The sequence below is a fragment of the Serratia sp. 1D1416 genome, from assembly GCF_003641105.1.
Lineage (GTDB): Bacteria > Pseudomonadota > Gammaproteobacteria > Enterobacterales > Enterobacteriaceae > Serratia > Serratia ficaria.
The window spans coordinates 3313368-3336411 of sequence record NZ_CP032738.1; the positions used below are offsets into that span (position 1 = coordinate 3313368).

At 58.1% G+C, this 23044-nt stretch carries 16 protein-coding genes; 11 read left to right on the forward strand and 5 right to left on the reverse strand.

What is annotated here, in order from left to right; genetic code table 11:
- The first annotated feature begins 26 nt into the window (after positions 1 to 26).
- Both serS and D7I37_RS16040 read left to right on the forward strand, forming a co-directional pair.
- Complete coding sequence (serS, locus tag D7I37_RS16035; RefSeq protein ID WP_061798075.1) at positions 27 to 1319, forward strand: serine--tRNA ligase; 1293 nt, start codon at positions 27 to 29, stop codon at positions 1317 to 1319.
- A 172-nt stretch (positions 1320 to 1491) separates the two neighbouring features.
- Positions 1492 to 2643, forward strand: coding sequence for an MFS transporter (locus D7I37_RS16040; RefSeq protein ID WP_061798073.1), 1152 nt, complete (start codon positions 1492 to 1494; stop codon positions 2641 to 2643).
- Between the two features lie 55 nt (positions 2644 to 2698).
- Here D7I37_RS16040 and D7I37_RS16045 read toward each other — a convergent pair.
- The 5 genes from D7I37_RS16045 to ycaO all read right to left on the reverse strand — a co-directional run bounded on the left by D7I37_RS16045 (position 2699) and on the right by ycaO (position 10595).
- Positions 2699 to 4056, reverse strand: a protein-coding gene (locus D7I37_RS16045) for an IS3 family transposase (RefSeq protein ID WP_129543185.1) whose coding sequence is annotated in 2 segments (ribosomal slippage) — positions 2699 to 3594 and positions 3594 to 4056 — 1359 coding nt in all. Because the reading frame shifts where the segments join, the coding sequence is not laid out codon by codon here.
- Between the two features lie 83 nt (positions 4057 to 4139).
- On the reverse strand, positions 4140 to 4880 hold the full coding sequence (pflA, locus tag D7I37_RS16050) for a pyruvate formate lyase 1-activating protein (RefSeq protein WP_061798071.1): 741 nt from the start codon (positions 4878 to 4880) through the stop codon (positions 4140 to 4142).
- A 289-nt stretch (positions 4881 to 5169) separates the two neighbouring features.
- A complete protein-coding gene (gene pflB / locus D7I37_RS16055) occupies positions 5170 to 7452 on the reverse strand; it encodes a formate C-acetyltransferase (protein ID WP_061798069.1) in 2283 nt (760 codons plus the stop codon).
- 59 nt (positions 7453 to 7511) lie between these two features.
- Positions 7512 to 8372 (reverse strand): formate transporter FocA, encoded by an 861-nt coding sequence (gene focA / locus D7I37_RS16060; protein WP_129543989.1) that lies wholly within the window; start codon positions 8370 to 8372, stop codon positions 7512 to 7514.
- 459 nt (positions 8373 to 8831) lie between these two features.
- Positions 8832 to 10595, reverse strand: a complete 1764-nt coding sequence (ycaO, locus tag D7I37_RS16065; RefSeq protein ID WP_095096778.1) for a 30S ribosomal protein S12 methylthiotransferase accessory factor YcaO — start codon at positions 10593 to 10595, stop codon at positions 8832 to 8834.
- A gap of 148 nt (positions 10596 to 10743) precedes the next feature.
- Here ycaO and ansB point away from each other — a divergent pair, with 148 nt between their 5' ends.
- From ansB to lpxK, 9 genes are all read left to right on the forward strand, one after another.
- Positions 10744 to 11790: an L-asparaginase 2 gene (gene ansB, locus D7I37_RS16070; protein ID WP_061798065.1), complete on the forward strand. Its 1047-nt coding sequence runs from the start codon at positions 10744 to 10746 to the stop codon at positions 11788 to 11790.
- 303 nt (positions 11791 to 12093) lie between these two features.
- On the forward strand, positions 12094 to 13179 hold the full coding sequence (gene serC, locus D7I37_RS16075; RefSeq protein ID WP_061798063.1) for a 3-phosphoserine/phosphohydroxythreonine transaminase: 1086 nt from the start codon (positions 12094 to 12096) through the stop codon (positions 13177 to 13179).
- A 116-nt stretch (positions 13180 to 13295) separates the two neighbouring features.
- Positions 13296 to 14582 (forward strand): 3-phosphoshikimate 1-carboxyvinyltransferase, encoded by a 1287-nt coding sequence (gene aroA / locus D7I37_RS16080; RefSeq protein WP_129543990.1) that lies wholly within the window; start codon positions 13296 to 13298, stop codon positions 14580 to 14582.
- Between the two features lie 273 nt (positions 14583 to 14855).
- The gene (gene cmk / locus D7I37_RS16085) at positions 14856 to 15545 is read left to right on the forward strand and encodes a (d)CMP kinase (RefSeq protein WP_061798059.1); all 690 of its coding nucleotides are present in this window, start codon (positions 14856 to 14858) and stop codon (positions 15543 to 15545) included.
- A 183-nt stretch (positions 15546 to 15728) separates the two neighbouring features.
- Positions 15729 to 17402 (forward strand): 30S ribosomal protein S1, encoded by a 1674-nt coding sequence (gene rpsA / locus D7I37_RS16090; protein WP_061798056.1) that lies wholly within the window; start codon positions 15729 to 15731, stop codon positions 17400 to 17402.
- Between the two features lie 62 nt (positions 17403 to 17464).
- Positions 17465 to 17749, forward strand: a complete 285-nt coding sequence (gene ihfB / locus D7I37_RS16095; protein WP_015671760.1) for an integration host factor subunit beta — start codon at positions 17465 to 17467, stop codon at positions 17747 to 17749.
- Positions 17750 to 17974: 225 nt separating this feature from the next.
- Complete coding sequence (locus tag D7I37_RS16100; protein WP_371415261.1) at positions 17975 to 20275, forward strand: ComEC family protein; 2301 nt, start codon at positions 17975 to 17977, stop codon at positions 20273 to 20275.
- A gap of 35 nt (positions 20276 to 20310) precedes the next feature.
- Positions 20311 to 22059 carry a lipid A ABC transporter ATP-binding protein/permease MsbA gene (msbA, locus tag D7I37_RS16105; protein WP_129543991.1) on the forward strand — a complete coding sequence of 583 codons (1749 nt, stop codon included), beginning with the start codon at positions 20311 to 20313 and terminating at the stop codon, positions 22057 to 22059.
- The gene (gene lpxK, locus D7I37_RS16110; protein ID WP_129543992.1) at positions 22059 to 23039 is read left to right on the forward strand and encodes a tetraacyldisaccharide 4'-kinase; all 981 of its coding nucleotides are present in this window, start codon (positions 22059 to 22061) and stop codon (positions 23037 to 23039) included. Before msbA ends, lpxK begins: the two co-directional genes overlap by 1 nt.
- Positions 23040 to 23044: the final 5 nt, after the last annotated feature.

A 23044-nucleotide genomic window follows, 5' to 3' on the forward strand; every position in this document is an offset into this window, starting at 1 on the left:
TCAATAACAACAAGCACAGGATTAGCATGCTCGATCCCAATCTGCTGCGTAATGAGCTAGACGCAGTCGCCGTCAAACTGGCTCGCCGAGGCTTTAAACTCGATCTGGATCTGCTGCGTTCGCAAGAAGAGCGCCGCAAAGTTCTGCAGGTAGAAACTGAAACGCTGCAGGCAGAACGCAACTCCCGATCGAAATCCATCGGTGCGGCCAAAGCGCGCGGGGAAGACATCGAGCCACTGCGCCGCGAAGTGAACGAGCTGGGTGACAAGCTGGACGCCGCCAAGGCCGAGCTGGACGCGCTGCAGGCGCAAATCCGCGACTACGCGCTGGCGTTGCCGAACCTGCCTGACGATTCTGTGCCGAACGGTAAAGACGACAGCGAAAACCAGGAAATCAGCCGCTGGGGCGAACCGCGCCAGTACGATTTCGCGGTGCGCGATCACGTCGATCTCGGTGAAATGGCCGGCGGCCTGGATTTCGCCGCGGCGGTCAAACTGACCGGTTCGCGTTTTGTGGTGATGAAAGGGCAGATCGCCCGCATGCACCGCGCGCTGTCTCAGTTCATGCTGGACCTGCACACCGAACAGCACGGCTACCTGGAAGCCTACGTACCTTACCTGGTCAACCACGCTACGCTGTACGGCACCGGTCAGTTGCCGAAGTTCGGTGAAGATCTGTTCCATACCAAACCGCTGGAAGAGGAATCCGACAGCAGCAACTACGCGTTGATCCCAACGGCGGAAGTGCCGCTGACCAACCTGGTGCGCGACGAGATCCTGGAAGAAGAATCCCTGCCGCTGAAGATGACCGCGCATACGCCATGCTTCCGTGCGGAAGCCGGCTCTTATGGCCGCGACACCCGCGGTTTGATCCGCATGCACCAGTTCGACAAGGTTGAAATGGTGCAGATCGTTCGCCCGGAAGATTCCATGGCGGCGCTGGAAGAACTGACCGGCCACGCGGAAAAAGTGCTGCAGTTGCTGGCGCTGCCTTACCGCAAAGTGCTGCTGTGCACCGGCGACATGGGCTTCGGCGCTTGCAAAACCTACGATCTGGAGGTGTGGCTGCCGGCGCAGAACACCTACCGTGAAATCTCCTCCTGCTCCAACATGTGGGATTTCCAGGCGCGTCGCATGCAGGCGCGCTGCCGCAGCAAAACCGAGAAGAAGCCGCGCCTGGTGCATACGCTGAACGGTTCCGGGCTGGCGGTTGGCCGCACGCTGGTGGCGGTGCTGGAAAACTATCAACAGGCCGACGGCCGCATTCAGGTGCCTGAGGCGCTGCGTCCTTATATGGGCGGCCTGGAATACATCGGCTGAACGGACAAACGTTGAAAAAAGCGCCCGCGGGCGCTTTTTTTTTGCCTCGATACGGGCTCTGCGATGGCCGGCCAACAAATCGTGCTATCCATCGATAAGTGCCGATTGACTTTTTTATCGCCAGTGGCATGATGCGCGCACTCTCTCTTGCGCGTTCGGTTTCAATTTCACTATGTCCGCATACTCCCGCCCAGTGCTCCTGTTGCTCTGCGGCTTGTTGTTGCTTACGGTCTCCATCGCCGTATTGAATACGTTGGTCCCGCTGTGGTTAAGCCATGCTCAGCTGTCAACCTGGCAGGTGGGAATGGTAAGTTCCTCTTACTTTACCGGCAACCTGGCGGGCACGCTGATTGCGGGAAAACTGATCCAGCGCATCGGCTTTACCCGCAGCTACCATCTCTCCTGCGTGGTGTTCGCCGCGGCGACCGCCGGCATGGCGCTGTCGCTCGATTTCTGGAGCTGGCTGGGCTGGCGTTTCTTCGCCGGCGTCGGCTGCGCCTGGATCTGGGTGATCGTGGAAAGCGCGCTGTTGCGCAGCGGCAACCTCAGCAATCGCGGCCAGCTGTTGGCGGCCTACATGATGGTCTATTACCTCGGCACGGTAACCGGCCAGCTGCTGTTGAGCATGGTGTCTACCGAACTGCTGAACGTGGTGCCCTGGGTAACCAGCGTCGTGATCTGCGCCATGCTGCCGATGCTGTTCGCCCGGGTAAACAGCCAGCATGACGAACCCCAGCAGGCGGCGGTATGGCCGATGCTGAAACGCCGCAGCGCGCGGCTGGGCATCAACGGCTGCATTATCTCCGGCATCGTGCTGGGATCGTTGTACGGCCTGATGCCGCTGTATTTGTCCCATCAGGGCATGAGCGACGCCAACGTCGGTTACTGGATGGCGCTGCTGGTGAGTTCCGGCATCGTCGGCCAGTGGCCGGTCGGGCGGCTGGCGGATCGCTATGGCCGGCTGCTGGTGCTGCGCATCCAGGTGTTCGTGGTGATCCTCGCCAGCGTGGCGATGCTGGGCAACTACGCCATGGCGCCGTCGCTGTTTATCCTCGGCTGCGCCGGCTTTACGCTGTACCCGGTGGCGATGTCCTGGGCCTGCGAAAAGGCGCTGCCGCACGAGCTGGTGGCGATGAACCAGGCGCTGCTGATGAGCTACACTATCGGCAGCCTGCTCGGCCCGTCGATGACGGCGCTGCTGATGCAGAACTATTCCGATCGCGTGCTGTTCGTGATGATTGCCGCCGTGGCCATGGTGTATCTGGTGATGCTGCTGAAAAAGCAAAAGCCGGACCGCCACCACACGCCGTTCGCCGCAGCCTGACGATAAAAAAAACCGGCCAATCGTGAACTGACCCCATAAAGTTGGACGGTTTATATTAGGCGGCTATCTGAGCCTGGGTTCGGTACTCTACCGGACTCAGGCCTTTTAATTTCTGTTTTATTCTTTCGTGATTGTAATAGTCGATATATTCGTCAATAGCTACGCGTAATTCACTGATACTTTTATGCTCTTCCAGATACAGGCATTCCACCTTCAGCGTGCCAAAGAAGCTTTCCATCACCGCATTGTCATAGCAGTTTCCTTTGCGGGACATGCTCTGTTTCAACCCTGCGTCCCTGAGCCGTTTCTGATAGTGCCCCATCTGATACTGCCAGCCCTGATCTGAATGCAGCAGCGGATGTTCACCTTCACTCAGCACTGACTGTGCCTTAGTCAGCATATCGTCCACCATCGATAGATGCGGACGAGCTTCCATCTGATACGCGACGATCTCACCGTTGTACAGGTCAAGAACCGGTGATAAATAGAGTTTTTCACCGTTAATTTTAAATTCAGTAACGTCAGTTACCCACTTCTGGTTCGGTTTGTCCGCGCTGAACTGGCGGTTCAGAACATTGCCTGCGGCTTTGCCATAATGACCTTTGTAGGAGGTATATTTCTTCCTTCTGATACAGGATGTTAACGCCAACTGCTGCATCAGCCTTTGAACCGTTTTATGATTCAGCTGACTTCCTTCCCGGCGAACGGCAAGCGTTATCCTGCGGTATCCATACCGTCCTTTATGCTTATGAAATAGCGTCAAAATCTGACGCTTATCGTCGGCGTATTTGTCTTCCTTTTTGCCGCTCGTCATCTGCCAGTAAAAAGTACTTCTGGCTAATCCGGCAGCTTTCAGTAAGCGAGCCAGAGGAAACAGCAGCCTTAACTCATTCACGACCTGCGTTTTATCTCGCGCTTTGGTGTGTTCTTTTCCCTGAGTAAGGCCTGCAGCTTTTTTAAATAGGCCACCTCAACGCGTAGCTGCTCAAGTTCTTCACGTTCGTCCGAGCTAAGCGAGTCTTTGGAAGGGAGTACTGACTTATTTCCAGAGATTTCCGGCATCGTTTTTTTCCTGCGACGATTGTCTGTGAGGGCTTCTATACCGCCTTCATCATACAGTCGTTTCCACTGACAAACCGAGGAAAAAGCAGGGATAGTGAACTTTGCACAGGCTTCGCGAACAGACATCTGGCGTTCACGCATATGCAGGATAACGGACTCTTTGAAAGCAGGAGAATAGATGAAATGTCGGGTAATCAGTCCGGCTTCACCATGAAGTTTCCAGGCAACAGACCACTTACGAACGGCGCTGTGGTCGATACCAAAGCGCTTTGCCGTCGCCTTCTGCCCTTCCAGCCCGGAAAGATAGTGCTGCACGACCTGAAGCTTAAAGCTAAGAGAATATTTGCTCATAAAAAACTGCACCTTACTCAGTTGGGTGTCCAACTTTTGGGGTGCAGTTCAATCGCGCCGGTTTTTTATCGTGCTGAGGTCGGTCAGTACATCACCTTGTGGCCGTAGCTCTCCAGGATGCCTTTGACGCGATCCATGGTTTCGGCCTTCGGCGGATGAACGCCGTCCAGCCGGTACTCTTCCCCCATCGCCACCCATTTGTGCTTGCCCAGTTCGTGATAAGGCAGCAGCTCGATTTTCTCGATGTTGGTCATATCCTTGGTGAATTCGCCCAGCATGTGCGCCGACTGGTCGTCGTCCGACCAGCCCGGCACCACCACATAGCGGATCCAGGTGCGCTGATTGCGCTTCGCCAGGTAGCGGGCGAACTCCAGCGTGCGGTGGTTGGAAACGCCGACCAGGTTTTGATGAATGTCGTCGTTCATCTGTTTCAAATCCAGCATCACCAGATCGGTGGTGTCCAGCAGCTCATCGATCACCGGATCGTAACGGCGGACAAAGCCGTTGGTGTCCAGGCAGGTGTTGATGCCTTCTTGATGGCAGGCGCGGAACCAGTCGCGCACGAACTCGGCCTGCAGAATGGCTTCGCCGCCGGAGGCGGTAACGCCGCCGCCGGAAGCGTTCATAAAGTGACGGTAAGAGACGGTGTCTTTCATCAGCTCTTCCACGGTGACTTCTTTGCCGCCGTGCGTATCCCAGGTGTCGCGGTTATGGCAATACAGGCAGCGCATCAGGCAGCCCTGGAAGAAGACGATAAAACGGATCCCGGGACCATCGACGGTGCCGCAGGATTCGAAAGAGTGGATGCGACCTTTCACTGACATTGCGGGGTTTTCTCCAATATTGACTGTCAAACGCAGTCTAAAAATAGGCGCGTAGCCGCCGGCCAGGTATCTGCGATGCAGCGGTGGGAGAAGAACCCGCCGCCGGGGTGGAACGATGCCTGTCGGCCGGCCAGTAGCCGGATAACTGTTTTGCCGGATATCCATTCAGTATAGATGTCCGGCAAAACAGACTCGCGGAGAGTCAGAGGGGAGTGCGGTTGAATAAAAGGGCCGGAAGAACCGGCCCCGACGTTGGTGCCGGGCGGGAAATCCCGCCCGGGAGGGGCAATTACATCGACTGGGTGAAAGTACGGGTAATTACGTCCTGCTGTTGCTCTTTGGTCAGCGAGTTGAAGCGCACGGCGTAACCGGATACGCGGATGGTCAGCTGAGGGTATTTCTCAGGGTTTTCCATCGCCTCCAGCAGCATTTCGCGGTTCATCACGTTGACGTTCAGGTGCTGGCCGCCTTCGATGGCGGCTTCATGGTGGAAGTAACCGTCCATCAGGCCCGCCAGGTTGGCTTTGCGCACGTCGTCGTCTTTGCCCAGGGCGTTCGGCACGATGGAGAAGGTGTAGGAGATCCCGTCTTTGGCGTAGGCAAACGGCAGTTTGGCTACGGAAGTCAGGGAGGCGACTGCGCCTTTCTGGTCACGGCCGTGCATTGGGTTGGCGCCCGGACCGAATGGAGCGCCTGCGCGGCGACCATCTGGGGTATTACCGGTTTTCTTGCCGTACACCACGTTGGAAGTGATGGTCAGCACCGACTGGGTCGGCACCGCATTGCGGTAGGTGCGCAGTTTCTGAATTTTCTTCATGAAACGTTCCACCAGGTCACAGGCGATGTCATCGACGCGGGCATCGTTGTTACCGAACTGCGGATATTCGCCTTCGATTTTGAAGTCGGTCGCCAGGCCGTCTTCGTCACGGATGGTGGTGACTTTGGCGTACTTGATGGCAGACAGGGAGTCTGCCGCGACCGACAGACCGGCGATGCCGCAGGCCATGGTGCGGTAAACGTCGCGGTCGTGCAGCGCCATCAGCGCGGCTTCGTAGCTGTACTTGTCGTGCATGTAGTGAATGATGTTCAGCGCGGTCACGTACTGCTTGGCCAGCCAGTCCATAAAGTGGTCCATGCGTTCCATGACTTTGTCATAGTCCAGCACTTCGTCCATCATTGGCGCTTCTTTCGGGCCAACCTGCATTTTCAGTTTTTCATCCACGCCGCCGTTGATGGCGTACAGCATGGTTTTCGCCAGGTTGGCGCGCGCGCCGAAGAACTGCATCTGTTTGCCGACGATCATCGGGCTGACGCAACAGGCGATGGCGTAATCGTCGTTGTTGAAGTCAGGGCGCATCAGGTCGTCGTTTTCATACTGTACGGAGGAGGTGTCGATAGACACTTTCGCGGCGTATTTTTTGAAGTTCAACGGCAGTTTTTCAGACCACAGGATGGTCATGTTCGGTTCCGGCGACGGGCCCATGGTGTACAGGGTGTTCAGGAAACGGAAACTGTTTTTGGTCACCAGGGTACGGCCGTCAACGCCCATGCCCGCCAGGGATTCGGTCGCCCAGATTGGGTCGCCGGAGAACAGCTCGTCGTACTCAGGGGTACGCAGGAAGCGCACCATGCGCAGCTTCATCACCAGGTGGTCAATCAGCTCTTGCGCCTGCTCTTCCGTCAGTTTGCCTTCTTTGATGTCGCGCTCGATGAACACGTCCAGGAAGGTGGAAACGCGGCCGAAGGACATGGCGGCGCCGTTCTGGGATTTCACCGCGGCCAGGTAGCCGAAGTAGGTCCACTGCACCGCTTCTTGCGCGTTGGTGGCCGGGCCGGAGATGTCGTAGCCGTATTTGGCGGCCATTTCTTTGATCTGGCCCAGAGCGCGGTGCTGTTCGGCGATTTCTTCGCGCAGCTGGATGGTCATTTCCAGGTCTTCGCCGTTTTCCAGCTTGGTCTGCAGCGATTTGAACTGGTTCAGCTTGTCGGCCATCAGGAAATCGATGCCGTACAGCGCGACGCGGCGGTAGTCGCCGATGATGCGGCCGCGGCCGTAGGCATCCGGCAGACCGGTCAGCACGCCGGATTTACGGCAGTTCAGGATGTCTTTGGTGTAAACGTCGAATACGCCCTGGTTGTGGGTTTTACGGTACTCGGTGAACACTTTCTTCAGCTGCGGATCCAGCTCGCGGCCGTAAACTTTACAGGAACCTTCCACCATCTTGATGCCGCCGAAGGGGATCAGGGCGCGTTTCAGCGGTGCGTCGGTTTGCAGGCCGACGATGGTTTCCAGCTCTTTGGCGATGTAGCCTGCGTCGTGAGAAGTGATGGTCGCGGCGACGTTGGTGTCGAAATCAACTGGCGCATGGGTGCGGTTCTCCAGTTTGATCCCTTCCATAACCTTGTCCCACAAGGTGGTGGTGGCTTCAGTCGCGCCCGCCAGGAAGGATTCATCACCCTCGTAAGGAGTGTAGTTTTTCTGGATAAAGTCACGAACGTTGACTTCATTCTGCCAGTCACCTTTGCTGAAACCTTCCCAAGCTTTGGCTAACTTTTCGTTAAGTTCGGTCATTGTACACCTACCTTCTAATGTGGATTTCTTTGTAAACCCGGCGCGCGGTAACTAACAGCTTAGTACTGTTGCTCACCACCGCGCAGATAAATTACCCAGTAAGTCAACCCAACCAGCAGGCCGCCGCCAATGATGTTGCCAATGGTCACCGGGATCAGGTTGTCGATGATGAAGTTGCTTACGGTCAGATGAGCAAATTGCTCGGGTGTTGCCCCTACGGCTTGCCAGAATTCCGGCGTGGCGAAGTGTTTAACCACGATACCCATAGGGATCATAAACATGTTGGCGATGCTGTGTTCGAAACCGCTGGCGACAAACATGCCGACCGGCAGGATCATGGCGAACATTTTGTCCATCAGGCTGCGGCCGGAGTAGCTCATCCATACCGCCAGACAGACCATCAGGTTAGCCAGAATGCCCAGGCAGACGGCTTCGATAAAGGTGTGGTGCAGTTTGTGATCTGCCGTTTGCAGCACGTTCAGGCCCCACAGGCCGTTATCGACCATGTATTCGCCGGAGAACCAAATCAGCGCCACGAAGAACAGCGCGCCGACCAGGTTGCCGATATACACGTTCAGCCAGTTAACCCCCAGCTGGCACCAGCTGATGCGGCCGCTGGCCTTGGCGATCACGATCAGCACGGTGGAGGTGAACAGGTCTGCGCCCGAGACCACCACCAGCATTAACCCCAGAGAGAAGCAGATGCCGCCGACCAGTTTAGCCAGGCCGAAAGGCACGCCGGCGGTGCCGGTAGTCGCGGTGATGTAAAAGACAAACGCGATAGAAATGAAGACACCGGCGGTGATCGCCAAATAAAAAGTTTTCAGCGGATGCTTGGTGGCTTTATAAACACCTGCATCTTCGGCGATTTTCGCCGTTGCCGCAGGTAGTATCAGATCGAAGGGGTTGTCAGTTTTCACACTAACTCTCGCTCTTAAGGGTTAAAACAACGCAATGAGATACTAGCAAAGCAGTATAGGGTAAAATTTGATTTGGATCATAAGGCGGGGAAGTAAAGCGGCCAAAAGCCGTATAAAAAACAAGGTTTTATGGTTTAATTTTATGATTTTTATGGAAAAACTATTTTTTAATGTTTACAAAAAATTTTGAAAGTGGTGACCTCGCCACCGGCGGAAAGGTTAAATTTTCAGGCTTGTTGTCGCTATTTGGCGGTTAAAGTTTAATTGTCGGTTAATTATTATTTCACCGTCCGGTAACAATTGCCGTTTTATTTGTATTTCTGGCGTTTAAGTGCGTTATTCAGGGTGAAAAATACGGCGAATGAAGCGACAAAATAATAGCGGCGGCGGGGAAATTCAATCGAATACTTCTTTAGGAGTAACGCCGGCGGACGCGCCGCCGGCGTGGGTAATGCAGGGTTACGCCTGCGCCCAGTGGCGGCGTTTGGCGTTTTGCAGTTTTTCGTAGGCCGCCAGCAGCGCCTGGTGGGCCGGCAGCGCTTTCAGGCTGCCGTCAACGGCGAACAGCCCGTTGAAACGCTCTTCGCCGCTGATGGCGGCAGAGGCGGCGTCGACCGCTTCCTGGCCGTACATCTTCACGAAGGCGCCGTAGTACTGCGCCGGATCGCGCTCAGGCTCCTGCGTCAACAGCAGCAGGGTCTGCAGGCAACGGTAGTAGTTGCTGCGCGCCGGGCTCAACACCGAAGAGTTGAAGTCCTGCGTCCATTCTGCCCAAATCAGCGCCTGATCCAGATCGCCGCCCGCCAACGCCAGCATCGACTTCAGTTCGCCCACGCGCAGGGTGTACCAGGCGTTGTCTTTGCCGCTGGCGATACCCAGCAGCTCGCGCACGCGGGTGAAGTCGTCCAGCCCTTCGTCGTCCAGCCGTTGGATCAGCGCCAGATATTCCTCAGGCTGCCACTCGCTGCCCGGCAGGGCCAGCAGGGTGTCGCGCAGGTGCGCACCCATGCTGTTGTTGGCCAACAGCAGGTCCTCCGCCGGATAGATATCGGACATGCCCGGCACGATGATGCGGCAGGCGTACACGTCCAGATGCTCGTAGTCGGCGATGTAAACTTCCGCGCCTTCTTTGTCGAAGATGTTCATCAGGGTGGCGAACTCTTCCTGCGTGCTGCCGCTGAAGCTCCAGTCGACGAACGGATAATCCGCATCCTGTTTGAACATGTCCCAGGAGATCAGACCGCTGGAATCGATGAAGTGGGTTTCCAGGTTGGTGTGCTCGGCCACTTCTTCGTCGTCGAAGGTCGGGGCGGTGAACACGTCGAGGTCTTTCAGGCTGCGGCCCTGCAGCAGTTCGGTCACGGTGCGCTCCAGCGCCACGCCGAAGTCCGGGTGCGCGCCGAACGAGGCGAAGCAGGTACCGTTGGCCGGGTTGAACAACACCACGCAGATAACCGGGTAGTTGCCGCCCAGCGAAGCGTCATACGACAGGATCGGGAAGCCTTCTTCTTCCAGCTTGGCGATGGCTTCCACCACGCCCGGGTAGCGGTTCAACACCTCGGCCGGGATCGCCGGCAGGCTGATTGATTCGGCGATGATGCGGTTCTTCACGTAGCGTTCGAACACCTCGGACAGCCCCTGAACGCGGGCTTCGTTGGCGGTGTTGCCGGCGGACATGCCGTTGGAAACGTACAGGTTGCCGATGATGTTCATCGGGATATACACGGTTTGCTGGTCAGACTGGCGGGCAAACGGCAGGGCGCAGATGCCGCGATCGCCGTTGCCGGACTGCAGGTCGATCAGATCGCCGGCGCTCAGCTCCTGCTCCGGATCGTAAAACGCGCGCAGGCGGTCGTCGAGAATGCCGGCCGGCAGCGTGTCGTCCGCCGGGATCGGGAACCATTTTTCATTCGGGTAATGCACGAAGTCGCCTTCGGCGATTTGCTTGCCCAGATAGAAGTCGGCGAAGAAATAGTTGGTGGACAGACGTTCGAAATATTCGCCCAAAGCGGAAGCCAGCGCGGCTTTTTTGCTGGCGCCTTTACCGTTGGTGAAGCACAGCGGGCAATCGCGATCGCGGATGTGAACCGACCACACGTGCGGCACCGGGTTCAGCCATGAGGCCTCTTCGATATTAAAACCGAGATCGCTCAGCTTCTGTTGGAAACGGGCGATGGAGTCTTCCAGTGCGGCGTCTTTGCCGGGGATAAAAGTTTGCGTCATTGTCTTCACTTTTTGAGCGTACTAAAAACGCGCAATGATACGGGGTTTTGCGCCCAAGCTCCACGTATTCCTAAAGCGGTGGCAAAGTCACAGTTTTTTTGCGGATAAGGGCCATAATTCAGCGAGTTATCTGTCACGGAGAAATCTAATGAAATCAGTGAAACTCAGCGTTTTGGCCCTCTTTCTGGCGGGGGGCAGCGGCTCGGCGCTGGCCTTGCCCAACGTTACCCTGCTGGCGACCGGCGGCACCATCGCCGGCGGCGGGTCTTCGGCCACTCAGTCCAATTACACCGCCGGCAAACTGGGCGTCGAGGCGTTGGTCAACGCAGTGCCGGAACTGAAAAACATCGCCAATGTGCAGGGCGAACAGGTGGTGAATATCGGCTCGCAGGATATGAACGACCAGGTGTGGCTGACGCTGGCGAAAAAAATCAACGGCGACTGCGGCAAAACCGACGGTTTTGTCATCACCCACGGCACCGACACCCTGGAGGAAACTGCTTATTTCCTCGATCTGACGGTCAAATGCGACAAGCCGGTGGTGATCGTCGGGGCGATGCGCCCGGCGACGGCGATGAGCGCCGACGGTCCGTTCAATCTGTATAATGCGGTGGTGACGGCGGCCGATCCGCAGTCGGCCAACCGCGGGGTGCTGGTGGCGATGAACGACAGCGTGCTGGACGCGCGCGACGTGACCAAAACCAACACCACCTCGGTGCAGACCTTCCAGTCGCCGAACTTCGGCCCGCTTGGCTACATTCATAACGGCAAGGTCGACTATCAGCGCTCGCCGCACCGCAAGCACACCACCGATACGCCGTTTGACGTCGGCAAGCTGAGCGAGCTGCCGAAGGTGGGTATCGTCTACAACTACGCCAACGCTTCCGACGCGCCGGCCAAGGCGCTGATCGCCGAGGGGTATCAGGGCATCGTCAGCGCCGGCGTCGGCAACGGCAATCTGTACAAGACGGTGTTCGACACCCTGGCGACGGCGGCGCACAACGGCGTGGCGGTAGTGCGCTCCTCGCGGGTGCCGACCGGCGCCACTACCGAGGATGCGGAAGTGGACGACGCCAAGTACGGCTTCGTCGCCGCCGGCACGCTGAACCCGCAAAAGGCGCGTATTTTGCTGCAGTTGGCGCTGACCCAGACCAAAGACGCCGGGCAGATCCAACAGATGTTCAATCAGTACTGAGTGCCGGCTGTTCTCTCCGGGGGACGGGAGGCCCCCCACTAGCCTTCCCGACTGAATACAGCATAAAACACCGCGTTAACCCACTGAATTCCCCGATGACACAGCGTTTTATCGCACAAAAAAACCTCGCCTTGGCAGAGCCTGTTATTCTGCGCCGCGCCAGTTTGCCGCCCGCGGGCGAATAAGCATTGCAGCCGCGTTACGTGAGTGATAAAACCGATAGGTTGGTTAACATGAGAGTTAACTTCGGGCGTATTTCGGCAGGCCGCTTAGCGCGGCGTATAGTGAATGTGGTGAGGGGAAATGACTCAGGTTTATAATTTTAGCTCTGGCCCGGCAATGCTGCCGGTTGAAGTGTTGCGTCGTGCGGAACAGGAACTGTGCAACTGGCACGGTCTGGGTACTTCAGTGATGGAAATCAGCCATCGCAGCAAAGAATTTATCGCCGTTGCACAGCAGTCCGAACAGGATCTGCGCGACCTGCTGAAAATCCCCTCCAACTACAAAGTGCTGTTCTGCCACGGCGGCGCCCGCGCGCAGTTCGCCGCATTGCCGTTGAACCTGCTGGGCGACAAAGCCACCGCAGACTATATCGACGGCGGCTATTGGGCGCACAGCGCGATTAACGAAGCGCAGAAGTACTGCACGCCGAACGTCATCGACGTGAAGACCCGCGTTGACGGCCTGAGCGGCATCAAGCCGATGAAAGAGTGGCAGCTGAGCGATGACGCCGCCTATGTGCATTACTGCCCGAATGAAACCATCGACGGCGTGGCCATCGATGAAACGCCGGACTTCGGCGACAAGGTGGTGATCGGCGACTACTCCTCGACCATTCTGTCTCGCCCGTTGGACGTCAGTCGCTTCGGCGTGATCTACGCCGGCGCGCAGAAAAATATCGGCCCGGCCGGCCTGACGCTGGTGATCGTGCGTGAAGATCTGCTGGGCCAGGCGCGCCGAGAAGTGCCTTCCATCCTCGACTATACCGTGCTGGCCGAGAACGACTCGATGTTCAACACCCCGCCGACCTTCGCCTGGTATCTGTCCGGCCTGGTGTTCAAGTGGCTGAAAGAGCAGGGCGGCCTGGTGGAGATGCAAAAGCGCAATCAGGCCAAGGCCGAGCTGCTGTACGCCACCATCGACAATTCCGATTTCTACCGCAGCCAGGTGGCGCTGGCCAACCGTTCCTGGATGAACGTGCCGTTCCAGCTGGCCGATCCGGCGCTGGACAAGGTGTTCCTCAGCGAAGCCGAGGCCATCGGCCTGCAGGCGCTGAAAGGCCACCGGGTAGTTGGCGGCATGCGCGCTTCTATTTACAATGCGATGCCGCTGGCCGGCGTGCAGGCGCTGACCGGGTTTATGACCGACTTCGAGCGCCGCCACGGTTAAGCCCAGGCGCCCGCATTGCGCGGGCCGCCACCGCTGTTGTCCTTTTGCATTAAAGCGGCTCCGGCATTTATCCCCGGGGCCGTTTCGTTTATCAGAATTTGGAGAGTTTTGTTCACATGGTGGATTCCCTGACGTTACAACCGGTCGCCCTGGTCAATGGCACCGTCAACTTACCCGGCTCCAAGAGCGTATCCAACCGTGCTCTGCTGCTGGCGGCGCTGGCGGAGGGAACGACCACGCTGACCAACCTGCTGGACAGCGACGACGTGCGTCACATGCTGAATGCGCTGCAGGCGCTGGGCGTGAGCTATCAGCTTTCCGCCGATCGCACCACCTGCCGGGTGACGGGCGTCGCCGGGCCGCTGGTGGCCGACCAACCGCTGGAACTGTTTCTCGGCAATGCCGGCACCGCGATGCGCCCGCTGGCGGCGGCGCTGTGCCTGGGCAATGGCGACGTGGTGCTGACCGGCGAACCGCGCATGAAAGAGCGGCCGATCGGTCACCTGGTGGACGCTTTGCGCCAGGGCGGCGCGCAGATTGATTATCTGGAGCAGACCGACTATCCGCCGGTGCGACTGCGCGGCGGTTTCCGGGGCGGCGAGGTGACCGTCGACGGCAGCGTCTCCAGCCAGTTCCTGACCGCGTTGCTGATGACCGCACCGCTGGCGCCGCAGGCCACGCAGATCCGCATCAAGGGGGAGCTGGTGTCCAAGCCGTACATCGACATCACGCTGCACCTGATGCGCAGCTTCGGCGTTGAAGTGAGCCACGACAACTACCGGGTGTTCCACATTCAGGGCGGTCAAACCTACCGTTCGCCGGGCGATTACCTGGTGGAGGGCGACGCCTCTTCCGCCTCTTACTTCCTGGCGGCGGCGGCGATCAAGGGCGGCAGCGTGCGCGTGACCGGCATTGGCCGCAAGAGCGTGCAGGGCGACACCAAATTCGCCGACGTGCTGGAGAAAATGGGCGCGCGCATCACCTGGGGCGAGGATTTTATCGAGTGCAGCCGCGGCGAGCTGCGCGGCGTCGATATGGACATGAACCATATCCCGGATGCGGCGATGACCATCGCCACCACCGCGCTGTTTGCCGCAGGCCCGACCACCATCCGCAACATCTACAACTGGCGGGTGAAGGAGACCGACCGCCTGGCGGCGATGGCTACCGAGCTGCGCAAAGTGGGGGCGGAGGTTGACGAAGGCGAGGACTACATTCGCGTGGTGCCGCCGGCCAAGCTGAAGTTCGCCGAGATCGGCACCTACAACGATCACCGCATGGCGATGTGTTTCTCGCTGGTGGCGCTGTCGGATACGCCGGTCACCATCCTCGATCCGAAATGCACCGCGAAAACCTTCCCGGACTATTTCGAGCAGCTGGCGCGGATCAGCCAGCCGGCGTAACCGGTCAGATCGTTTATTTTAAGGCCCCTTTGCGGGCCTTTATCGTTTTTACCTTTCAGCGCCCGCTGTTTCTTCTATACTTTTTCGCGGTTGTGCGCTTATTTTCAACAACCAGACGGTTCCAGGGTAACAGTTCGCCGCGTGGCAGCGTATAATGCGCCACCGTATCTGCCCCCTATTGGGCAGACGGCAGGGATGCCGGCAATCAGACCTTCACACCCATCTGAGGGCCGGCGTTGTCCCTGTGAGGTTTTCTACCTGAAGGAGAGAGAAATGACGGCTACAGCCCCGGTGATAACCGTTGATGGACCAAGTGGCGCAGGTAAAGGCACGCTGTGTAAAGCGCTGGCCGAGTCGCTTGGTTGGCGTTTGCTGGATTCCGGCGCGATCTACCGCGTGCTGGCGCTGGCGGCGTTGCATCATCAGGTGGATATCACTTCTGAGGACGCGCTGGTTCCGCTGGCCGCACATCTCGATGTTCGCTTTATCGCCCAGGACGGCAAGCTGCAGGTGATTTTGGAAGGTGAGGACGTCAGCAATGAGATCCGCACCGAAACCGTCGGCAACACCGCTTCGCAGGCGGCGGCGTTCCCGCGGGTGCGTGAGGCGCTGCTGCGCCGCCAGCGCGCGTTTCGCGAGGCGCCCGGCCTGATTGCCGACGGCCGCGATATGGGAACCGTCGTGTTCCCCGACGCACCGGTTAAAATTTTCCTCGACGCCAGTTCGCAAGAGCGTGCGCACCGCCGTATGCTACAGTTGCAGGAAAAGGGCTTTAATGTTAACTTTGAACGTCTTTTAGCCGAGATAAAGGAACGGGATGACCGTGACCGTAATCGGGCTATCGCGCCGCTGGTGCCCGCTTCTGACGCCCTCGTGCTGGATTCTACCAGCATGTCGATCGAGGAAGTTATCCGGCAAGCGCTGACGTATGCACAGAAAGTTTTAGCGTTGCCGCAGCAATAAGCGCGGCGGCGTTATTGGCTTTTTGTCATATTTGTCATAGAAGTATCGCAATATATCGGGTAAAATTTTACCCCTGTAACCTAAACCCTGTCGGCATGGAGCCAATGGCGGGGTATGTGAAACAACCCCATTCGGCGGGACGCTAAATGGACGTTAAACTAAAGAACCCTGAAGATTAACAACATGACTGAATCTTTCGCTCAACTCTTTGAAGAATCCTTAAAAGAAATCGAAACCCGCCCGGGTTCCATCGTTCGCGGCGTAGTAGTTGCCATCGACAAAGACATCGTACTGGTTGACGCCGGTCTGAAGTCCGAGTCTGCCATCCCGGCTGAGCAATTCAAAAACGCACAGGGCGAGCTGGAAATCCAGGTTGGTGACGAAGTTGACGTTGCTCTGGATGCTGTTGAAGACGGCTTCGGTGAAACTCTGCTGTCCCGTGAGAAAGCTAAGCGTCACGAAGCTTGGATCACGCTGGAAAAAGCATACGAAGACGCTGAGACTGTAACCGGTGTTATCAACGGCAAAGTGAAGGGTGGCTTCACCGTCGAGCTGAACGGTATCCGCGCGTTCCTGCCAGGTTCCCTGGTTGACGTGCGTCCGGTACGTGACACTCTGCACCTGGAAGGCAAAGAGCTTGAGTTCAAAGTCATCAAGCTGGACCAGAAACGCAACAACGTTGTCGTTTCTCGCCGTGCGGTTATCGAATCCGAGAACAGCGCAGAGCGCGATCAACTGCTGGAAAACCTGCAGGAAGGCATGGAAGTTAAAGGTATCGTTAAGAACCTCACTGACTACGGTGCATTCGTTGATCTGGGCGGCGTAGACGGCCTGCTGCACATCACTGACATGGCTTGGAAACGCGTTAAGCACCCAAGCGAAATCGTCAACGTTGGCGATGAAATCACTGTTAAAGTGCTGAAGTTCGACCGCGAGCGTACTCGTGTTTCCCTGGGCCTGAAACAGCTGGGCGAAGATCCATGGGTTGCTATCGCGAAACGTTACCCAGAAGGCACCAAGCTGACTGGCCGTGTAACCAACCTGACTGATTACGGCTGCTTCGTGGAAATCGAAGAAGGCGTTGAAGGTCTGGTACACGTTTCTGAAATGGATTGGACCAACAAAAACATCCATCCGTCCAAAGTTGTTAACGTGGGCGACGTAGTGGAAGTTATGGTTCTGGACATCGATGAAGAACGTCGTCGTATCTCCCTGGGCCTGAAACAGTGCAAAAACAACCCATGGCAGCAATTCGCAGAAACCCACAACAAGGGCGACCGCGTTGAAGGTAAAATCAAGTCTATCACTGACTTCGGTATCTTCATCGGCCTGGACGGCGGCATCGACGGCCTGGTTCACCTGTCTGACATCTCCTGGAACGTTGCAGGCGAAGAAGCAGTGCGTGAATACAAGAAAGGCGACGAAATCGCAGCGGTTGTTCTGCAGGTTGACGCAGAGCGCGAGCGTATCTCCCTGGGCGTGAAGCAGCTGGCTGAAGATCCGTTCAATAACTACCTGTCTATGAACAAGAAAGGTACTATTGTTACTGGTAAAGTCACTGCAGTTGACGCCAAAGGTGCTACAGTTGAATTGGCAGGCGGCGTAGAAGGTTACCTGCGTGCATCTGAAGCCTCTCGCGACCGCATTGAAGATGCAACTCTGGTTCTGAACGTTGGTGACGAAGTTGAAGCTAAATTCACCGGCGTTGACCGTAAGAACCGCGTTGTAAGCCTGTCCGTACGTGCTAAGGACGAAGCTGACGAGAAAGACGCCATCGCTACTGTTAACAACAAACAGGAAGAAGGCAACTTCTCTAACGCAATGGCTGAAGCTTTCAAAGCGGCTAAAGGCGAGTAATGACGGGGGGCGGTTTCTGACCGCCCCGATACGGTAGTTTAGCTGCAAAGCTTGGAGGAACTATGACCAAGTCTGAACTTATTGAAAGACTTGCTGGCCAGCAATCTCATATTCCGGCGAAGGCCGTTGAGGATGCAGTGAAAGAGATGCTCGAACATATGGCTGCCACATTGGCCGATGGCGAACGCATCGAGATCCGCGGATTCGGCAGTTTTTCTCTTCACTACCGTGCTCCGCGTGTGGGTCGCAACCCGAAAACCGGCGATAAAGTCGAGCTGGACGGCAAGTACGTTCCTCACTTCAAGCCAGGCAAAGAGTTGCGTGACCGCGCCAATATCTATGGCTAGTCGCTGACTGCCCATAGGGTTGTTGCTTGTAAAGAATATAAAACGGTGCCTCAGGGCGCCGTTTTTTTTTTGGCCCTCGTTTGACGCCGCCTTCCTGCTCTGCGCGCCGTGCCGCAGTTCAGCATCCCCCCTGTGAAACCAGAAGCGTTAACCTGCAGCCTTCGGCGCATAGCATGAAAAGGACGCTGGCGGCCGCCTGGCGGCGGGTGAACAATCCGCTCTCTGATTGGGAGGCACGGGAGAAGGCCGATCAAAACCTCACTGGATCTGGCGGTCGCCGCCGTCGTTTGCGGTATTTTGCCGTTGCTGGTGTTGCCGCAGCTGCCCGACGGGTTAACGACCCTGCTGGTGGCGTTGCCCGTCTGCCTGCTGCTGCGTTTTCGGCCAGCGGCTTGCCAATTCATCGGTTGGGGCGCCCTGGGTTTTCTGTGGGCGGTGTTCTGCGCCGGCAGCCTGGCGGGGCAGGTCGAGCGGCTGAGCCGCGGGCCGGAGGTGACGGCGGTGGTGCAGGTTGTCAGCGTGACCCTAACGCCCGCGGCCGGCAAGCAAACGCTGATGCGTATCGAAAGGATCAACGGCCGCTGGCTGGCGCCGTCAATCGCCTTCACCACGGTCTGGCAAACGGATAACACGCAATTGTGCGCCGGGCAGCGCTGGCAGCTGCGGTTGCGGCTGCGTCCGGTGCACGGCAAGCTGAACGAAGGCGGTTTTGACAGCCAGCGCTGGGCAATGGCGCAGCGGCAGCCGCTGACCGCGCTGGTCAAAAACGCCATCTTGCTGGACGGCGGCTGCGGCTGGCGGCAACGCATTATCAGCCATGCCGAAAGCCACATGGGCGATCTGCGTTACCGATCGGTGTTGCTGGCCCTGGCGTTTGGCGAAAGAACCGCGTTGGAACCGGCGCTGCGCACGCTGATGCTGAAAACCGGCATTGCCCATCTGATGGCGATTTCTGGCCTGCACGTGGCGATGGCGGCCATCCTGATTTGGGCTTCGCTGCGCGCGCTGCAGTTGTTCTTCCCCGCCCACTGGATAGGTTACCGCTTCCCCCTGGTCGTCAGCTGGCTCGGTACCCTGGCGTATGTCTGGCTGGCCGGCGCACAACCGCCGGCGGTGCGCACCGCCCTGGGGTTAACCTTGTGGATGCTGCTGCGGCTGCGCGGCGTACATTGCACCTCTTGGCAAGTCTGGCTGTGGTGCGTGGGCTTGATTGTGGCTTGCGACCCGCTGGCGGTGCTGTCGGACAGCTTCTGGCTTTCGGTGCTGGCGGTCGCCTGCCTGATTTTTTGGTTCGAATGGGCTCCGCTCAGCGCGCGTTTTCGCGCGGCCTGGTATTGGGCGCCGATGCGCTGGCTGCATTTGCAGTTCGGCATCACGCTGTTGCTGGTGCCGATGCAGGCCGCGTTGTTTCTCGGGCTGACGCTGAGCTCGCTGCCGGCCAATCTGTGGGCGGTGCCGGTGGTCTCGCTGGTGACGGTGCCGCTAATTTTGCTGGCGGTGATGTGCGGCGCGCTGCCGCCGCTGAGCAGTGGGCTGTGGTGGCTGGCCGATATGACGCTGCTGTGGGTTTTTACGCCGCTGCATTATCTGCAGCGCGGCTGGGTCGATCTGGGCGCCGCCTCGCTGCTGGTCAGCGCCGCCGGTTGGCTGTTGGTGATCTGCTGGCGTTTTCATTGGTGGCTGCGCTATGCGCCGGGAATGGTGACGCTGGCGATATGCTGCGTGCTGTGGCGGGAAAAGGAACCCGCTTATCGCTGGCGGGTCGACATGCTGGACGTCGGGCATGGTCTGGCGGTCGTTATCGAACGAAACGGCAAAGGAGTCCTGTTCGACACCGGCGATCGCTGGGCGACGGGCAGCGCGGCTGAGCGCCATATTTTGCCGATGCTGAACTGGCGCGGGATCGCTATCGAACAGATTATCATCAGCCACGACCATCAGGATCACACCGGCGGATTGGCCGAGGTAAGGCAGGCGTTTCCGCAGGCCAGCGTGCGCAGCCCGATGCTTGACCGCGGTCATTTACCCTGCGTTGCCGGTGAGCGCTGGCAATGGCAATCGCTGCAATTCCAGGTGCTGTGGCCGCCGAAGGCGCTCAAAAGGCCGGTCAATGACGATTCCTGCGTGGTCCGCGTCGATGATGGCCGCTACAGCCTGCTGCTGACCGGCGACGTGGAAAAGAAGGCGGAAGCGCAATTGCTGCGGCTGAGGCGCGGGCAGTTGGCCGCCACGGTGCTGCAGGTTCCGCACCACGGCAGCAAAACGTCCTCGACGCCGCCGTTTTTGCGTGCGGTTGCTCCTCAAGCGGCTCTGGCCTCCGCATCTCGTTACAACAAATGGCGATTACCGGCGGTTAAAGTTGTCGCCAGATATCTGGCAAATGACATCATATGGCGCGATACTTCGCGCTCGGGGCAGTTATCCGTGCTCTTTTTCGACAACGATTGGCAAATTAAAGGCTTTCGTGAACAATTAATGCCCCGTTGGTACCATCAGCGGTTTGGCGTAGAGGGTGATAATGAGTAAAATGGGCCGCTATTTCTTCCGATGCTGGTATTTGCATGATGAATGATAAAGATCTCTCGACCTTGCAGACGTTCCGTCGCCTCTGGCCGATGATCGCTCCTTTTAAGACCGGGCTGATTGTGGCCGCCATTGCGTTGATTTTGAACGCAGCTGGGGACACACTGATGCTGTCCTTGCTTAAACCACTGTTGGACGATGGGTTTGGTAAAACCGACAGCAGCGTGCTGATTTGGATGCCGCTGGTGGTTATCGGTCTGATGCTGATGCGCGGCGTAACCAGTTTTATTTCAAGCTACTGCATCTCCTGGGTTTCCGGCATGGTGGTGATGCACATGCGCCGCCGCCTGTTCGGCCATATGATGAGAATGCCGGTTTCCTTCTTTGACCAGCAGTCCACCGGCACGCTGTTGTCACGCATTACCTATGATTCCGAGCAGGTAGCGTCCTCTTCTTCCAGCGCGCTGGTTACCGTGGTGCGTGAAGGGGCCTCGATCATTGGCCTGTTCATCATGATGTTTTACTACAGCTGGCAGCTGTCGGTGATCCTGATCGTGCTGGCGCCGATCGTGTCCATCGCCATCCGTATGGTTTCCAAACGTTTCCGCAACATCAGCAAAAATATGCAGAACACCATGGGGCAGGTGACCACCAGCGCCGAGCAAATGCTGAAGGGCCATAAAGAAGTGCTGATCTTCGGCGGCCAGCAGGTGGAAACCGAACGCTTCAACTCGGTCAGCAACCGCATGCGTCAGCAGGGCATGAAGCTGGTCTCCGCGTCTTCCATTTCCGACCCGATCATTCAGCTGATCGCTTCTCTGGCGCTGGCCTTCGTGCTGTTTGCCGCCAGCTTCCCGAGCGTGATGGAAACCCTGACCGCCGGTACCATTACCGTGGTGTTCTCTTCCATGATCGCGCTGATGCGCCCGCTGAAGTCGCTGACTAACGTCAATGCCCAATTCCAGCGCGGCATGGCGGCCTGCCAGACGCTGTTCTCGATTTTGGACATGGAGCAAGAGAAAGACACCGGCACCCGTGAAGTTGCGCGCGCGAAAGGCGATATCGAATTCCGTAACGTCACCTTCTACTATCCGGGCAAAGAAACGCCGGCGCTGCGTGATATCAACCTGAGCATTTCGGAAGGCAAAACGGTGGCGCTGGTCGGCCGTTCCGGCTCAGGCAAATCTACCATCGCCAACCTGCTGACCCGTTTCTATGACATCCAGGAAGGTGAGATCCTGATGGACGGTCATGACCTGCGTGAATATACCCTGGCGTCGCTGCGCGATCAGGTGGCGCTGGTATCGCAAAACGTTCATCTGTTCAACGACACTATCGCCAACAACATAGCTTACGCCCGCGAAGAGCGCTACAGCCGCGAAGAGATCGAACAGGCGGCGCGCATGGCCTACGCGATGGACTTCATCGAAAAGATGGATAACGGACTGGATACGGTGATCGGCGAGAACGGCGTGATGCTGTCCGGCGGCCAACGCCAGCGTATCGCCATTGCGCGCGCCCTGCTGCGCGACTGCCCGATCCTGATCCTCGACGAAGCCACCTCGGCGCTGGACACCGAGTCTGAGCGCGCTATCCAGGCGGCGCTGGACGAACTGCAGAAAAACCGCACTTCGCTGGTGATCGCTCACCGGTTGTCGACCATCGAGAAAGCGGATGAAATTCTGGTGGTGGAAGACGGCCGCATCGTCGAGCGCGGCGGGCATGCCGAATTGCTCGAGCACAAGGGCGCCTATGCCCAACTGCACCGTATGCAGTTTGGTCAATAATGATTGAGCGCATCTGGTCCGGCGGCTCGCTGCTTTACTTGGCGCTGCTGCCGCTGTCCTGGCTGTATGGATTGGTCAGCGCGCTGATCCGCCTCAGCTATCGTTGCGGCCTGCGCAAGAGCTGGCGCGCGCCGGTGCCGGTGGTGGTGGTGGGTAACCTCACCGCCGGCGGCAATGGCAAGACGCCGATGGTGATCTGGCTGGTGGAGCAACTGCAGCAGCGTGGCTACCGGGTCGGCGTGGTGTCGCGCGGCTACGGCGGCAAATCGGCGGTTTATCCGCGGGTATTGGGGCCGGATACCACCACCCGCGAAGCGGGCGATGAGCCGGTGCTGATCTATCAACGCACCGGGGCGCCGGTGGCCATTTCACCCAATCGTTCCGAGGCGGTGCAGGCGTTGCTGCAGCGACAGCCGCTGGATCTGGTGATCACCGATGACGGCCTGCAGCATTATGCGCTGCAGCGCGACTTCGAGCTGGTGGTGATCGACGGGGTGCGGCGCTTCGGCAACGGCTGGTGGCTGCCCGCCGGCCCGATGCGCGAGCGCGCCGCGCGCCTTAACAGCGTCGACGCGTGCGTCGCCAACGGCGGCGTGGCGCAGGCGGGGGAGATCGCCATGCGTTTGCAGGCGCGCGAGGCGGTAAACTTGCTCAGCGGCGAGCGCCGCCCGGCGGCAGCGTTGCCGCAGGTGGTGGCGATGGCGGGCATCGGCCATCCGCCGCGTTTTTTCGCCACGCTGGAAAAACTGGGCGTCGCCGTGGAGCAGGAAGTGGCGTTTGCCGACCATCAGGAATACCAGCTGTCAACGCTGGCGGCGTTGACGTCCGCCGGGCAAACCCTGCTGATGACGGAAAAAGATGCGGTGAAATGCCGCGCTTTTGCCCAGCCCAACTGGTGGTACCTGCCGGTTGATGCGGTACTGCCCTCCGAGCAGGCTGAGCAATTGCTGCAAAAAATTGAAAAACTGCTGACTAAATAATCCTC

Bases quoted from the DNA above. Each gene is read 5' to 3' on its own strand.
- pflA (WP_061798071.1), bottom strand. From the start codon at position 4,880: ATGTCAGTGAAAGGTCGCATCCACTCTTTCGAATCCTGCGGCACCGTC.
- aroA (WP_129543990.1), top strand. From the start codon at position 13,296: ATGGTGGATTCCCTGACGTTACAACCGGTCGCCCTGGTCAATGGCACC.
- ansB (WP_061798065.1), top strand. From the start codon at position 10,744: ATGAAATCAGTGAAACTCAGCGTTTTGGCCCTCTTTCTGGCGGGGGGC.
- ycaO (WP_095096778.1), bottom strand. From the start codon at position 10,595: ATGACGCAAACTTTTATCCCCGGCAAAGACGCCGCACTGGAAGACTCC.
- pflB (WP_061798069.1), bottom strand. From the start codon at position 7,452: ATGACCGAACTTAACGAAAAGTTAGCCAAAGCTTGGGAAGGTTTCAGC.
- lpxK (WP_129543992.1), top strand. From the start codon at position 22,059: ATGATTGAGCGCATCTGGTCCGGCGGCTCGCTGCTTTACTTGGCGCTG.
- serS (WP_061798075.1), top strand. From the start codon at position 27: ATGCTCGATCCCAATCTGCTGCGTAATGAGCTAGACGCAGTCGCCGTC.
- cmk (WP_061798059.1), top strand. From the start codon at position 14,856: ATGACGGCTACAGCCCCGGTGATAACCGTTGATGGACCAAGTGGCGCA.
- D7I37_RS16040 (WP_061798073.1), top strand. From the start codon at position 1,492: ATGTCCGCATACTCCCGCCCAGTGCTCCTGTTGCTCTGCGGCTTGTTG.
- msbA (WP_129543991.1), top strand. From the start codon at position 20,311: ATGATGAATGATAAAGATCTCTCGACCTTGCAGACGTTCCGTCGCCTC.
- ihfB (WP_015671760.1), top strand. From the start codon at position 17,465: ATGACCAAGTCTGAACTTATTGAAAGACTTGCTGGCCAGCAATCTCAT.
- rpsA (WP_061798056.1), top strand. From the start codon at position 15,729: ATGACTGAATCTTTCGCTCAACTCTTTGAAGAATCCTTAAAAGAAATC.
- serC (WP_061798063.1), top strand. From the start codon at position 12,094: ATGACTCAGGTTTATAATTTTAGCTCTGGCCCGGCAATGCTGCCGGTT.